We start from the raw sequence: 14,388 nt of genomic DNA on the forward strand, positions 1-14,388 counted from the left end.
TTCTCGCTGCGGGATCTTTTTCCCGAGTGGCTCCGCCACGAGGGAAAAAGCCGTCCTCGCGAGAAGACACCTGAGAACCCGCGGGTGAGGGCTTTGTGACGTGGGCTATGTGCTTCGCACATACAGGCACGGCTTCGCCGCCCAAGGCACGGACTTCGGCCGTGAGGCGCGGGTTGGGTTCGCTCTTGGTTCGCCGTTGGCGAGGCGTTGGGTGTCGCGCGCGGTTCATCTGGGACGACGAGATCGATGACGGGTTCTGAGGGAAGACGATGACCATGATCGAGCAGGCGGGGTGTTCCGGTTCCGGGTTCGCACCGGGGCCGGTGTTGCGGGCCATCGGCGGGTTCAGCGCCGCTTACCGCAGGGTGTTCGCGGAGAGCGGTGTGGCGCCGTTGCTGTCGCGGCCGAATCCGGTGCGCCGCGGCGGATTCGACCTCGGACTCGTCGTCAACGAGGTGCGGGCGGAGGCGGCCGACGTCGTCAGCGTGACGCTCTCCGAACCGGCGGGCGCGCGGCTGCCGAGCTGGGTTGCGGGCGCGCACGTCGACGTCTTCCTGCCCTCCGGCAAGCAGCGGCAGTACTCGTTGTGCGGCGACCCGGCGGACCGGTACCGCTACCGGATCGCGGTGCGCAGGCTCGCCGACGGGCTCGGCGGTTCGCGCGAGGTGCACGACGAGCTCGCCGCGGGCGACCGGATCACGATCCGCGGGCCGCGCAACGCGTTCCGGCTGATCGAAGCGGAGTCCTACCTGTTCGTCGCCGGGGGCATCGGGATCACGCCGATCCTGCCGATGGTGCGGGAATGCCACCGGCGCGGTGCACCATGGCGGTTGGTCTACTTAGGACGAACGCGGGACGGGCTGCCGTTCCTGGACGAACTTTCCCGCTACGACAGCGGCGTCGTCGACGTCCGCCCGGACGACGAGCACGGATTGCCGGACATCACGGCGATCCTCCCGGAAGCCGCGCCCGGCGCGGCGGTCTACCTGTGCGGCCCGACGCCGCTGATGACCACCGCGCGCGGCCTGATGCGGGAGATCAATCCCACCGGATCGCTGCACACCGAGCGCTTCTCGGCGCTGCCGGTGCGCGACGGCAGGCCGTTCGACGTGCACCTCGAACGGACCGGGACCACCGTCGCCGTCCCGTCCGACGAGTCCGCCCTCGCCGCGATCCGCCGGGAGCTGCCGGGCATCGCGTACTCGTGCCAGCAGGGGTTCTGCGGTACGTGCAAGGTCCGCGTGCTCGACGGGGAGGTCGAGCACCGCGACAAGCTGCTGCTCGACGGCGAACGCGCGGATTCGATGCTGATCTGCGTGTCCCGCTCGGCCGGCGAACGGCTCACCCTCGACCTGTGATCAGTCCACCGTGGAAGGCTGCCCCATGACCCGCTGGTATCCGCTCGCCGAGTCGGACGACGACTTCCTGCGCTCGGCCAGGTTCCGCTTCGCACACACCGTCGAGGTGCCGGTCCCGCCCGGCCAGGTGTGGGAGGCGTTCACCGCCGACGACGCGCTGGTGTCGTTCTCCCGCGCGATCACCGGCGCGGAGTGGACCTCGCCGCGGCCCTTCGGCGTCGGCACCACCCGGACCGTCACCGTCGGGCGCGGCGCGGCCTCGCTTCGGGAGCGGTTCTACCGCTGGGACGAGGGCAGCCGGATGACGTTCGGCGTCGAAGCCGCGAACCGGCCGGGTCTCCGCCGCTTCGCCGAGGACGTCGCGCTGGAACCGATCGCGAGCGGGACGCGGTTCACCTGGACCTTCGCGGTGGAACCGGCCGGGTGGCTCGCCCCCGTGCTGGCGCTCTCCCGTCCGCTGCTGCGGAAGGTGACGCGGAGCTGGGCCGACGGTGCCGCCCGCCGCGCGACGGGAGGCGCGCGATGACGGCGGGCACGACCACCGCGCCGGACGTGTTCGACGTCCGCAGTCCGCTCACCGGCGAGGTGATCGGCACCTACCCGGTGCACGGCCCCACCGACGTCGCGGCCTCGGTGAGCCGGGCCCGCCTGGCGGGAACCTGGTGGGACTGGCTGGGCTTCGCCGAACGCGCCCGCAGGCTCGACCGGTGGCGCGGCATCATCGCCCGCCGCAGCGATGAGCTCGCCGAGCTGGTGCGCGCGGAGACCGGCAAACCGCGGGCCGACGCGATGCTCGAAGTCGTGATGGCGCTGGAACACCTCGCCTGGGCGGCGCGGAACGCGAAGAAGGTGCTCGGCCCTCGCACCGTCCGCTCCAGCCTGCTGATGCTCAACGAGGCGGCGAGCGTGGCGCATCGGCCGCTGGGCGCGGTCGGCGTCATCGGACCGTGGAACTACCCGGTGTTCACCCCGCTGGGCTCGTTGTCGTTCGCGCTCGCCGCGGGCAACGCCGTGGTCTACAAGCCGAGCGCGCCCGGCGTCGGCGCGTGGCTGGTCGACGCCTTCGCGGCGGTCGTCCCCGAACAGCCCGTGCTGCAACTGCTCACCGGCGACGGCGGCACCGGCGCTGCGCTGTGCCGCTCCGGCGTCGACAAGATCGGGTTCACCGGGTCCACCGCCACCGGCAAGCAGGTGCTGGCCGCGTGCGCGGCGACGCTCACGCCGGTGCTCATGGAGTGCGGCGGCAAGGACGCGCTGATCGTGGACGCCGACGCCGACGTCGCGGCGGCGGCCGACGCGGCGGTGTGGGGAGCGACGTCGAACGCCGGCCAGACCTGCCTCGGCGTCGAACGGGTCTACGTGCACCGGGCCGTGCACGACGAGTTCGTCGCCGAGGTCGTCGCGCTGGCCCGCACGATCCGCGCGGGCACCGGCCCGGAAGCCCGGTTCGGCCCGATGACCACACCCGGCCAGGTCGACGTCGTCCGCGCCCACATCGCCGACGCACTCGACAGGGGAGCGCGCGTCGCGCTCGGCGGCCTGGACGCGATCGACGGCCGCGTGGTGCAGCCGACGATCCTGCTCGACGCGCCCGAGGACTGCCTCGCGGTGACGGAGGAGACCTTCGGGCCGACCATGACGATCGCGAAGGTGCGCGACGCCGACGAAGCGGTGCAGCGCGCGAACGCGAGCCGGTACGCGCTGGGGCTGACCGTGTTCTCCCGACGCAACGGCACCCGGATCGCCGCGCGGATCCGCTCCGGCGCGGTCGCGGTGAACTCCTACGTCGGCTTCGCCGCGATCCCGAACCTGCCGCTCGGCGGGGTCGGCGACTCCGGGTTCGGCCGGGTGCACGGACCGGAAGGGCTCAAGGAGTTCACCTACGCGCGCTCGATGACGCGGCGGCGCTTCCGCGCTCCGCTGCCGGTCACGACGTTCCGGCGCGGCCCGCGCGTGGATCGGCTGATCCGGGTGCTCGTCCGACTGCTGCACGGGAGGCGCTGACGTGTCCACTGCGAACCGCGTCGCCGCGGCCCTGCGGGACCTCGGGATACCGCTGCCCGGCGGAATGCACTACGACGTCGCGGGCAAGGTCGTCGTGATCACCGGCGGCGCGGACGGGATCGGCTTCGCCCTCGCCCGCATCCTGCACGGCAAGGGCGCCGTGGTCGCGCTGATCGACGTCAACGCCGTGGCGCTGCGCGCCGCCGAGGCGGCGCTGGGCGGGGAGCGGGTCGTGACGACCGCCGCCGACGTCCGGGACCGCGCCGCCATGGACACCGCCGTGCGCGAGATCGCCGCGGCGGCGGGCGGCATCGACGTGGTCGTGGCCAACGCCGGAGTGACACCGCCGCCCGCGACGCTGCGCCAGATCGATCCGGCGGACTTCGACCGGGTCATCGACATCAACCTGATGGGCGTGTTCAACACCGTGCGCCCGGCGATCGACGAGGTGATCGCGCGGCGCGGCCACATCGTCGTGGTGTCCTCGGCGGCAGCCTTCTCACCCGCGCTCGGCGGAGCCGCGTACGTGGTCAGCAAGGCCGCGTCCGAGCAGCTGGGCCGCATCCTGCGGCTGGAGCTCGCCGGGCACGGCGCCACCGCCGGAGTCGCGTACTTCGGCATCGTCGACACCCGCCTCGCGCAGGCCACGCTGGACGAGGACGACCTCGGGGCGGAGCTGAACTCGCGGCTGCCCCGGCCGCTGCGCCGCCGCATCTCCGCGCAGCGCGCGGCGCGCTCGGTCGCCGATGCGATCTCCCGGCGCGCGGGCAGCACCACCGTTCCGCGCGCCTGGCAGCCGTGGGGGCTGCTGCGCGGGTTGCTCAACGTGCTCATCGACGCGGTGCTCGTCTCGGACGCGCGCAGCCACCGGTTCGTCCGCGACCTCGAAGCCAGGACGGACCGGCGGCGAGCGGGCGCACCCGAAGGTCGTTGAGCCCCCCGGCCCGCTGCGGGCCGTTCCGGAAGAACTCCTCGAGGAGGTTGCCATGACCGGGGAACCGGCCACGTTGTGCGCGGCGTTCCAGCGGACCGCCGCCGTGAACCCCGACGCCGTCGCGCTGCGGACCGTCGGCGGCACCCAGGAGCTGACCTGGCGCGACTACGCCGACCAGGTGCGCGAGGTCGCGGGCGGCTTCGCCGCGCTCGGCGTGGGACGCGGCGACACGGTGGCGCTGATGATGGCCAACCGCGTCGAGTTCTACCCGGTGGACGTCGGCGCGCTGCACGTGGGCGCCACCTCGTTCTCCCTCTACAACACGCTCACCCCGAGCACGATCTCCTACGTGCTCGGCAACGCCGGAGCCGACGTCGTCGTCTGCGAGGCGCAGCACGTCGAGCGCATCCAGGAATCCGGGGCGTCGCTGACGGCGATCGTCGTGGTCGACGCGGAGCCGGGGGAGCAGCCTGCGGGCACGATCACGCTGGCGCAGCTGACGGAGCGCGCCGCGCCGGACTTCGACTTCGACGCGGCCTGGCGGGCCGTGCGGGCCGACGACGTCGCCACGCTGATCTACACCTCGGGCACCACCGGCGACCCCAAGGGCGTCGAGGCCACCCACGAGGCGCTGCTGTTCGAGGCGCGCGCGATCGGGCAGGTCCAGCCCATCGAGTTCGGCGACCGGATCACGTCCTTCCTGCCCTCCGCGCACATCGCGGACCGGTTGACCGCGCTGTACCTGCACCAGGTGTTCGGCACCCAGATCACCGCGGTCGCCGACGGACGCCGGATCACCGCCGCGATCCCGGACTGCCTGCCCACCATCTGGGGCGCGGTTCCCCGGGTGTGGGAGAAGTTGAAGGCCGCCGTCGAAGCGGCCGTCGACGGCGAGCCCGACGAGGAGCGCCAAGCGCACCTGCGGTGGGCGCTCGACGTCGGGCACCGCCGGTTCGCGCTGCTGCGCGCAGGCGAACCGGTGCCACCGGAACTGGCGGCCGAGCACGCGCGCGCCGACGAGGTGCTCGCGCTGCTGCGCGCCCGCCTCGGCTTCGCCGAGCTGAAGTGGGCCATGTCCGGCGCCGCCCCGATCTCCCCGGAGACGCTGGCGTTCTTCGGCGCGCTCGGGCTGAAGATCTCCGAGGCGTGGGGCATGTCCGAGGTGACCTGCATCGCCAGCATGGCGCCCGCCGACCCGGTCAAGCTCGGAACCGTGGGCAAGGTCCTGCCCGGCATGGAGATGTCGGTCGCCGCCGACGGCGAACTGCTGCTGCGCGGGCCGCTGGTGATGAAGCGCTACCGCGGCGAGCCGGCGAAGACCGCCGAGGCGATCAGCCCGGAAGGCTGGCTGTCCACCGGCGACGTGGTCGCGGTCGACGACGACGGCTACATCACCGTCATCGACCGGAAGAAGGAGCTGATCATCAGCGCCACCGGCAAGAACATGTCCCCGACGAACATCGAGAACGCCGTCGTGGCGTGCTCCCCGCTCATCGGTGCCGTGGCGGCGATCGGCGACGCCCGGCCGTACAACACCGCGCTGATCGTGCTCGACCCCGAAGCGGTGGCCGAGCACGAGCGGGACGCCGCCGAGCTGTCCCGGCGCCCCGACGTCGTCGCGCTGGTGTCGGCGGCGGTCGCCGCGGGCAACGCGAACCTGGCCCGCGTCGAGCAGGTCAAGCGGTTCCGGATCGTGCCGGAGTTCTGGGAACCGGGCGGTGCCGAGCTCACCCCCACGATGAAGTTGCGCCGCAAGCCGATCGCGGTGAAGTACGCCGCCGAGATCGACGGGCTCTACGCCGATCCGCGGCCGGACGACGTGCACGAACCCGCGACCGAAGCGGTCGCGGCGGCGCGGAGCTGACGGGGGCGGCGGGCGAGAGCGGAGTCCGTCATGACCGACGACGAGACGGCTCGGGGCGCGAGATCCCGCCGGGTCCAGTCCGATGTGGACGATCGAATCGGAGAACCGTCCGGGGAACCTGGTGGGCCAGGTGGGGCTGGGCGGCTCGATACGTCCGGTGATCCTGATCGCCCCGGCGTGCCCGGAGCGCTCCGCGGGTCGGTGCGCTCGCGGGTGCTCGCCGCCGCGTTGCGCCGGACGCTCCGCCCGCTGCTCGAACGGACTCCGGTCACTCCCGAGACCTTGCGCCGCGCACGCGGCATCACCGGCGGGCTCGCCCCGCTGCTCGGGCCCGTCCCGTTCGGCACGACGGTGCGGCGGATCCCGCTGCCCGGCTGCCACGCCGACCTGGTCCGCACCGGCCGCGACACCGGGACGCGGCGGGCGGTCCTCTACGCGCACGGCGGCGGATTCGTGCTGGGCTCGGCCCGGCTCTGGCGCGCGCAGGTGGCCCGGCTGTCGGCGCTGACCGGGTCTCCCGTGCTGGCGGTGAACTACCGGATGGTCCCGGAGCACCGGGTCGACGACGGCGTGCAGGACTGCGTCGACGCCTACCGGTGGCTGCTGGACCAGGGCCGCACCGGCGAGGACGTCGTGCTGGCCGGGGATTCGGCGGGCGCGAACCTGGCGTTCGCGGTCGCCCTGCGGGCGCGGGAGCGCGGGCTGCCGCGCCCGGCCGGGATCGCCGCGACGTCACCCTGGCTGGACCTCGCCGCGACCGGCCCGTCCTACACCGCGAACCGGCTCCTGGACCCGTTCCTGCCCGCGCGGGCCGCCGCCGACGTGGCGCGGATGTGCGCGGTGGACGTGGAACCGAACGCTCCGGAGCTGTCCCCCTGCTACGCGGACCTCCGCGAGCTGCCGCCGGTGCTGATCCAGGTCGGCTCCCTCGACCTGCTCCGCAGCGATGGCGAACTGATGGCCCGGCGCCTGCGGCAGGCGGGAGTCCCGTGCGACCTGAGCGTCTGGCACGGCCAGATGCACGCCTTCACCCTGCTCGCCGCGCTCCTGCCCGAAGCCCGTGCCGCCGTGCGCGAACTCGCGTACTTCGCCGCGCGCCCCACCGGTCACGGCTAGCTACGGGCAGGTCCCGCCGGCGCGGTCGCGTGCGTCCGATCAGCTCGGCTTGCCCTGCGCTGCAACGGGTTCTCCGCCGGGCCAGGCCGGGCGGGAACGACATCGCGGAGGTCGTCCACACCGTGACGGGCGGCGCCGGTCATTCCGATCGGGCGGCGAGGACGTTGGGGAACGTCGTCGTGAGGACGTGCAGGATGACGTCAGTGAGCATGACGTGCAGGTCGCTGCGGGACAGGGTGCCGCGGACCAGCCATTCCCTGGACGCCGCGCGGATCATGCTCCCGTAGGAGCGGATGATCGCGCGCAGCACCTCGCGGCCCTCGGTGACGTCGGCCATCATCGCCGCTTCCAGCACGCGGTCGGCCGCGATCTCGTCGCCCTCCGCGAGGATCTCCTCGACCTCCGGGTCGCGCCCGATGGCTTCGGGGCCGATCGCGGTCAGCCACATCTCCTTGTTGCGCTCCACGACGTCGAGCCAGCGGTCGATGCTGATGGCCAAGCGCTGCTCGACGGTCGTCTTGGGCAGGTGCTCGGTCACCGGCGCCGGGATCACCATCATCTGCCGGACCACTTCGAGGTACAGGCCGCGCTTGCCGCCGAAGTAGTGGTTGATCAGTCCTCGGGCGACTCCCGCTTCGTTGGCGAGGTCGGTCGTGGACACCGAGGCGTAGGTGCCGGTGCCGAACAGCCGCCGCGCGGCGAGGAGGATCTCCGCTTTCCGCTCGTCGGGGTCGAGCCGCCGGCGTGGCGTCGAGGACTGCACACTCATGCCCGCCACCTTATCCGCAGGTCAACGACCGAGCCGAGTCGTGCAGCGCAAGTGGTGGAGCGGGTTGTGGCACAGCGGGTTCCGGCTGTTGACCGATGACGAACAACGCTCACGCCGATCGAGGCGCCGTGCCGTCGTCGAGCCACGGCAGGAATCCCGGCAGGTCCTTCGCGACCGTCCCCGGGAATCGCGGAGGCCGCCGTTCCAGGAAGGACATGACCCCTTCCGCCGCGTCCTCGTTCGTCGGCAACCCCGCGATCAGCCGGGAGTCGACGCGCTGCACGTCGTAGGGGGATTCCAGCGCGCTGAGCCGGTAGAGCATCTGGCGGATCACGGCGATCGAGACCGGAGCGGTGTTGGCCGCGAGGTCGCGGGCGAGCGAGTACGCCTCGTCGAGCACCTGGTCCGGTTCGTGCGCGGCGTGCACCAGCCCGGCGTCGCGGGCTTCGGCGGCGTCGAAGAGCCGGCCGCTGATCATCCAGTCCAGGGCGGTGCCGAGGCCGACCAGCCGGGGCAGGAACCAGGTGGAGGCGCCCTCGGGGTAGATGCCGCGGCGGGAGAACACGAAGCCGAACCGCGAGTCTTTCGCGGCCAGCCGGTAGTCGCAGGCGAGCGTGATGCTGGCCCCGGCGCCGACGGCGGCGCCCCGGATCGCCGCGATGACGGGCTTGTTCATCGCGAAGATCCGCAGCGCGCAGCGGCCCGCGGGTTCCTTCCAGTCGTCCTGGCCTTCGGCGCCCGGTTCGCTGACGTCGAACCCGCCCGCAGAGAGGTCGGCGCCGACGCAGAAGTCCTTGCCCTCGCCGGTGAACACGACGACGCGCACGTCCTCGTCCCGGTCCGCGCGGTCGAACGCCGCGGCCAGCTCGTCGGCCATGCGCACGGTGTAGCCGTTGCGAGCCTGCGGGCGGTTCAGCGAAATCGTCGCGACCGGCCCGTCGATCTCGTAGCGGATCTCTTCGTAGTCCACTCGCGCTCCCTGTCTCGTCCGAGGGGCACAGCGTAGGACGCGGCAGGTTTATTGACAAGGTGTCAATATTGGGGAACTGCGTGATGGCCGCAAAAAGCGTGCGCGGGTGCTTCGTGGGTCCGGTGGACTCGAAAGCACGACGCGCTGGCGAGTTGGACGCGAATCCATCGTGCGCGGGTGCCGGGTATGGTAGTTCTGAGCGTGCTCCGCCGATCACTCGCGGTTTTCCCCGGCGCGAGCGGTATCCGGGCGCTGTTGACAAACAGGCAATACCTCGTGAGGCTGGGCGCTCGTCATCCGCCGCATCCGTTCCGCTCGCAGCGGAGTCCGGGCGACGCGTCGAGGCGAGGCTCCCGGGGTTCGCCGCCCGCCCGGATGAAGCGAAGTCGAAGGCAAAGGGGCCTGCGATGAGTTCACTGGTGGCTCTGCGGCGACGAGCGCTGGGCGTGGCCTTCCTCCTGGTCATGGTGCTGGCCGCGGCGGTGTGCATCGGCGCGTACCGCGGCGCCTTCACCCGCAGCGTGGACGTCGTGCTGCGCACCGGAGCGACCGGCAACCAGATCCTGCCCGAAGCCGACGTCAAGGTCCGCGGCCTGATCATCGGCCAGGTCGGCGATGTCACCGCGGCCGACGGCGGCGCCCGGATGCGGCTGGAGCTGGACCCCGACGAGGTCGAGCAGATCCCCGCGAACGTGACCGCGCGGCTGCTGCCCAGGACGTTGTTCGGCGAGCGCTACGTCTCCCTCGAACTGCCCGCACAGCGCTCGGCGCGGCACCTCGCCGCGGGCGACGTCATCACCCAGGACGGCGCGCAGGCCTCGGTCGAACTGGAGCAGGTGCTCGCCGACACGATGCCGCTGCTGCAAGCGGTGCACCCGCAGGACCTGGCCACGACGCTCAACGGCCTGAGCCGCGCGCTCGACGGGCGTGGCGAGCAGGTCGGCGAGACGATCACCGACCTGAACCGCTACGTCGCCGAGCTGAACCCGTCGTTGCCGCAGCTGCAGGAGAACCTGCGGCAGGTGGTGGGCGTCGCCGAGACCTACGAGCAGGCCGCGCCGGACGTCCTGCGAGCGCTCGGCGACGTGAGCACCACGGCCAGGACGCTGGCCGAGCAGCGCGAAGCCCTCAGCGCGATGACCGCGCAGCTGACCACGACCTCGAACGACCTGACCAGTTTCCTGGCGGCCCACTCCCAGGACCTGATCCGGCTCAACGCCACGTCGCGGCCGACGCTGGACGTGCTCGCGAAGTACTCGCCGCAGTACCCCTGCATGTTCGCGCAGGCCGCCGGGATCATCCCCCGGGTCGACGAGCTGTTCGGCGTGGGCACCGACGAGCCGGGAGCCCACGTCACGCTGGAGATCACGCCGAACCGGGGCGCGTACGTGCCGGGCGAGGAACCGGAGCTCGGCGACGAGCGCGGGCCGCGCTGCTACGAGTTCGAGCACGCGCCCCAGTACCCGCCGGACGGCCCGGTCGTCGACGGCTCGAACCCGCCGCCCGCAGCCAGGACCGGGACCGAGGGGCTGCTGCCCGGTGCGACCACGCCGTCCTCGGCCTCGGGCGGCGCGTCCGCGCCGGACCTCGGGGTGGCGAACTCCCCGGCGGAGCGCGACCTGATCGCCGGCATCCTCGCGCCCTCCCCGGACGCGGCCCCGGCGCCGCCGTGGTCGAGCCTGCTGCTCGGCCCGGTCCTGCGCGACACCCAGGTCACCGTGCGACCGCGCTGACCCGATCGGGCGGGGCGAGGTGGCTGAGCAGGCGCTCGTGCCGGAACTGGTAGTGCGCCCCGTGCGTGCGCAGCACCTGGCGGTCCCTGGCGTCCTCCAGGAACGCCGCGGTCCGCCACGGCAACCGGCCCACCAGCGGCAGCCAGATCCGGCCGAACGCGATCCACTGGCCCCAGGCGGTGAAACCGAGCGCGATCGAGATCCCTCCGCCGAACGAGCTCAGCAACCCCAGCCGAACCGCCTCCCACACGTCCCATTCCAGCCGGAATCCCCACAGCGACCCGCCGGACAGCGCGTGCGCGGCGAACCCGGTGAGGGCGACGACGATCCCGAAGACGACGGCGAACACGGCGACGGTGCCGAGCGTGATGCGCCGGTTCGACCGCAGCAGTTCGATCGGCTCGGCGGTCGTGCGCACGTCGACCGGGGCCTCCAGCAGCGAGACCGCGCCGACGGCGATCAGGGCGCCCGCGCCGAACATGGCCGCGAACAGCGCGCCCTCCACCCAGCCGCCCAGCAGCGCGTCCGGCTCGTGCCGCAGCGCTCGGACCACTGCTTCGGCGAACCTGGCCGCGAAGCCGAACAGCGCTCCCGCGGCGACCGCCAGCAGCGCCCGAGCGGCCAGCCAGCGCCCGTTGCGCGGGAGCCGCTGCTCGCCGGGTGAGGCCCGGAACAGCAGCCGCGTCCTGGACGGTTCCGGGATGCCCCTGCCCGCGAGGTGCGCGATCCAGTGGGCGCCGCCCACGGCGAACCCGGCCAGCGGTCCGTTGAACCCGGCGTCGCGCAGCGCCTCGGCCAGCGCCCGCAGCGGCGGCCGGTCGCCGGGGATGAGGTAGATCGCGCCGTGCACGACGGTGACGAGCACGCCGATCACGAGTCCGCTGAGCAGCGCGATCACCAGCGAACGGGTGCCGGCGCCCAGCATCTCGCCGACCCGCCACCAGGCCAGTTCCTGACCCCGCGAGTCCCGCACGTGCCGGGCGAGGTTCGCGAGCCAGCGCCGCGGGAGCTCCTCGGGCCACGGCCGGTGCTGCCCCTTCGGCCAGAGCTCCGGTTCGTTGCGGTACGCCGTGGGCAGGAACTCCTCCAGCAGGTGCGCCTGCAGCGCGGCGCCGCTGGGGAACCGCGCGGTGTCCAGCAGCTCGTGCGGATCTCGATGCCTGCGGTAGACGCTGCGCGCCAGCGACATCATCAGCGGATTGCGCAGCACGGAGGCGAGTTCGGCGCAGGCGGGCTCGTCCGGTGCCTCGCGCAGCCGCCGCAGCACCGGCTCCCACGGGTCCGCGCCGGGGAAGGCGGTGGTGCTCGGGAGCGTCGCCGCGAGGTCGTCGCGGTCGAGTTCGGTGAGCACCACGACCTCCGCGTCGGGCAACGCCCCCGCTTCCCGCAGCGCTTCCCGGTAGGCGCAGGTGCGGCTGGTCAGCACGAACCGCTTGCGGTACTCGCCGAGGTGCCGCAGCGCGGCGGCGTGCAGCTCGTCGGGGATCTCGTCGAAGCCGTCCAGGACGGGCAGCACCTTCTCGTCCAGCACCAGGTTCCGCGCGTCCGCCACGCCGCCGGGCAGCGGGTAGTCCTTCGACAGCCGCTCGATCAGCCAATCCTGCAGGGACATCGCGCTCGGGTTCCACGAACCCAGCGAGTACAGCACCGGCACCGCGTCGTCCGGGCTTCGCCGCTCCAGAGTGGTGAGCACGAAACGCATGCACAGCACGGATTTCCCGACGCCCGCGTCGCCGAGGACCACCAATCGGCGCGGGGCGATGTCCCGGAAGAACCGCGCGATCTCGCCCACCTCGCGAGGATCGTCGCGACCGGCTCCGCCTTCCGATGCCTGCGCGGGAGCGGAATACCAGCGCATCGGGAGCTCCTGCAGGACGAGTCGCCTGCGCTCCTCCAGCTCCCACCGCACGCGTACCTCGCGGGCCAGCGTCCGCAGCAGCGGAGCGTCCTCCGGTGGCTGCCGGGTGAAGTGGACCGATCCGTGGACCGCGCCGAAGTGGTGGACGTCGCCGCCGACGTGGCCGCTGGTCTCGTTGTGGATGGCGTCCTGCTCGTCCCGCTGCGGCATGGGCGCCCCCTCGACAAGCGTCTCCCCGCACTCCGGAGATCACAAGATCCCACAATCCGGGGCGGAGCAACATCGATTCGGGCCGAGTTCTCCCCGAAACCAGGGACTGGCGCCGCCCTCACCCGACTGGCAGCTGTGCAGGGCGGTGCGGTGCTGGTCTGCTGTCGCTGATCCCGTCAGGGGAGGCGGGACATCACCGGATGGGGGAACCCGGATGAGAACGCCCATGCGCACCACCGCGCGCCGCTGCGCCGCCGCGCTGTGCTGCCTCACCGCGGCGTCGGCGCTCGCCGCACCCGTCGCGACCGCGGCCGACGCGCCGCCGCGCTTCGACGACGGCTTCGGCATCACCGTGCTCGAACAGCCGGAGTGGGTCGACGAGAACCACCGCACGTTCACGATGACCGTCGCCACCGACCAGGTCCCGGAGCACCCGCCGATCGGCGACCAGGTCTCCGGGGAGCACGTGGTGCTGGTCGTGCTGCCCGAGGAGTACGACCCGGGCGTGCGCTACCCGGTGAACTACCTGCTGCACGGCGCCCCGGAGCAGCCGAACTCGGCGCGCTACCAGACGCTGACCGAGCGGGCGACCGAAGACGCCCCGCTGATCACCGTGACGCCGAACGGGGGCGGGCGCGGCTGGTACTCGAACTGGGTCGCCCCCGGCGCCTCGGGCAAGCAGAACTGGGAGTCCTTCCACCTGGACCAGCTGATCCCGCTGGTCGACGCCAACCTCAGCACCATCGCCTCGCGGGAGGGCCGGTCGATCTCGGGGCATTCGATGGGCGGTTTCGGTGCGTTCCACTACGCCGAGCACCGGCCGGAGCTGTTCGGCCACGTCGGCAGCTTCTCCGGAGACCTCGACCTGCTCGACCCGCGGATGCGGGGCGCCATCGTCGGGTCCACGCAGCTGACCGAGATGGGTGCTCCGCTGGATCCGCCGGACGCTATCTTCGGTTCGCCGGTGTGGCCGTTGGACGGGGTGTGGAACGCGCAGAGCCCGGCGCACCACGTCGAACCGCTGCGCGGGATGGGCGTGGCGTTCTACGCGGGCAACGGCGGGAACCTGGCCGAGGACCCGGTCCTGGCGCTGGGCGAGGCGTGGGTCCGGGACACCGCCGTGGTCATGTCCGGGCAGTTGACGGCGGCCGGGATTCCGCACCGCTTCGTCGACTACGGCGACGGCAGCGGCTGGGGTGAGGGCTGCAACGGCAAGCACGGCCAGGACCCCTGCATCCAGGCCGACTTGGACGACTACGTCGGCCTGCTCATGCAGCGCCTCCAACACCCCTGATCTCCAGCGCCGCCGACCGGCTCGCCGCCGCCCCCGCTCGGGTGCGGCGGCGAGCCGCTTCCGCGACCGTTCGACCCGTTGATCTTGTCGTCCCAGGTGAGTGCGTTGTTGGTCGTTCTCTTGTCAGCGGCGAAGCCGCTGAGCAGCGACCACCAAAGCAGAACGACCACCCGCGGGTTCTCAGCTGCTTCCTCGCGAGGACGGCTTTTTCCCTCGTGGCGGAGCCACTCGGGAAAAAGATCCCGCAGCGAGGAAGCAGCTGAGGTTCCGCCACCCGC

General features: G+C 72.4%; 11 protein-coding genes. 8 read left to right on the top strand and 3 right to left on the bottom strand.

The genetic code is table 11. The features are described from left to right. The first annotated feature begins 269 nt into the window (after positions 1-269). The 6 genes from ACWD38_RS28510 to ACWD38_RS28535 all read left to right on the top strand — a co-directional run bounded on the left by ACWD38_RS28510 (position 270) and on the right by ACWD38_RS28535 (position 7,276). A complete protein-coding gene (locus ACWD38_RS28510) occupies positions 270-1,358 on the top strand; it encodes a PDR/VanB family oxidoreductase (RefSeq protein WP_450125292.1) in 1,089 nt (362 codons plus the stop codon). 25 nt (positions 1,359-1,383) lie between these two features. Continuing rightward, on the top strand, positions 1,384-1,884 hold the full coding sequence (locus tag ACWD38_RS28515) for an SRPBCC family protein (RefSeq protein ID WP_184480840.1): 501 nt from the start codon (positions 1,384-1,386) through the stop codon (positions 1,882-1,884). Continuing rightward, positions 1,881-3,362, top strand: coding sequence for an aldehyde dehydrogenase family protein (locus ACWD38_RS28520; RefSeq protein WP_450125293.1), 1,482 nt, complete (start codon positions 1,881-1,883; stop codon positions 3,360-3,362). Before ACWD38_RS28515 ends, ACWD38_RS28520 begins: the two co-directional genes overlap by 4 nt. 1 nt (position 3,363) lies before the next feature. Beyond that, the gene (locus tag ACWD38_RS28525; protein WP_343071500.1) at positions 3,364-4,296 is read left to right on the top strand and encodes a short-chain dehydrogenase/reductase; all 933 of its coding nucleotides are present in this window, start codon (positions 3,364-3,366) and stop codon (positions 4,294-4,296) included. A 52-nt stretch (positions 4,297-4,348) separates the two neighbouring features. Then, the gene (gene fadD11 / locus ACWD38_RS28530; RefSeq protein WP_450125294.1) at positions 4,349-6,160 is read left to right on the top strand and encodes a fatty acid--CoA ligase FadD11; all 1,812 of its coding nucleotides are present in this window, start codon (positions 4,349-4,351) and stop codon (positions 6,158-6,160) included. 177 nt (positions 6,161-6,337) lie between these two features. Then, on the top strand, positions 6,338-7,276 hold the full coding sequence (locus ACWD38_RS28535; protein ID WP_450125295.1) for an alpha/beta hydrolase: 939 nt from the start codon (positions 6,338-6,340) through the stop codon (positions 7,274-7,276). 139 nt (positions 7,277-7,415) lie between these two features. Here the strand turns inward: ACWD38_RS28535 and ACWD38_RS28540 are convergent, their stop codons facing one another. Next, positions 7,416-8,045 (bottom strand): TetR/AcrR family transcriptional regulator, encoded by a 630-nt coding sequence (locus ACWD38_RS28540; protein ID WP_184480832.1) that lies wholly within the window; start codon positions 8,043-8,045, stop codon positions 7,416-7,418. 109 nt (positions 8,046-8,154) lie between these two features. After that, positions 8,155-9,015, bottom strand: coding sequence for an enoyl-CoA hydratase-related protein (locus ACWD38_RS28545; protein ID WP_184480830.1), 861 nt, complete (start codon positions 9,013-9,015; stop codon positions 8,155-8,157). Positions 9,016-9,422: 407 nt separating this feature from the next. Here ACWD38_RS28545 and ACWD38_RS28550 point away from each other — a divergent pair, with 407 nt between their 5' ends. After that, positions 9,423-10,748, top strand: coding sequence for an MCE family protein (locus ACWD38_RS28550; RefSeq protein WP_450125296.1), 1,326 nt, complete (start codon positions 9,423-9,425; stop codon positions 10,746-10,748). Here the strand turns inward: ACWD38_RS28550 and ACWD38_RS28555 are convergent. Next, positions 10,729-12,816, bottom strand: a complete 2,088-nt coding sequence (locus ACWD38_RS28555) for an NACHT domain-containing protein (RefSeq protein WP_450125297.1) — start codon at positions 12,814-12,816, stop codon at positions 10,729-10,731. The two genes, ACWD38_RS28550 and ACWD38_RS28555, sit on opposite strands and share 20 nt — an antisense overlap. 214 nt (positions 12,817-13,030) lie before the next feature. On the opposite strand from ACWD38_RS28555, the gene ACWD38_RS28560 reads away from it, so the two are divergent. Further along, positions 13,031-14,110 (top strand): alpha/beta hydrolase, encoded by a 1,080-nt coding sequence (locus ACWD38_RS28560; protein WP_450125298.1) that lies wholly within the window; start codon positions 13,031-13,033, stop codon positions 14,108-14,110. Positions 14,111-14,388 lie beyond the last annotated feature (278 nt).

It is taken from the genome of Saccharopolyspora sp. NPDC002578 (assembly GCF_053592695.1).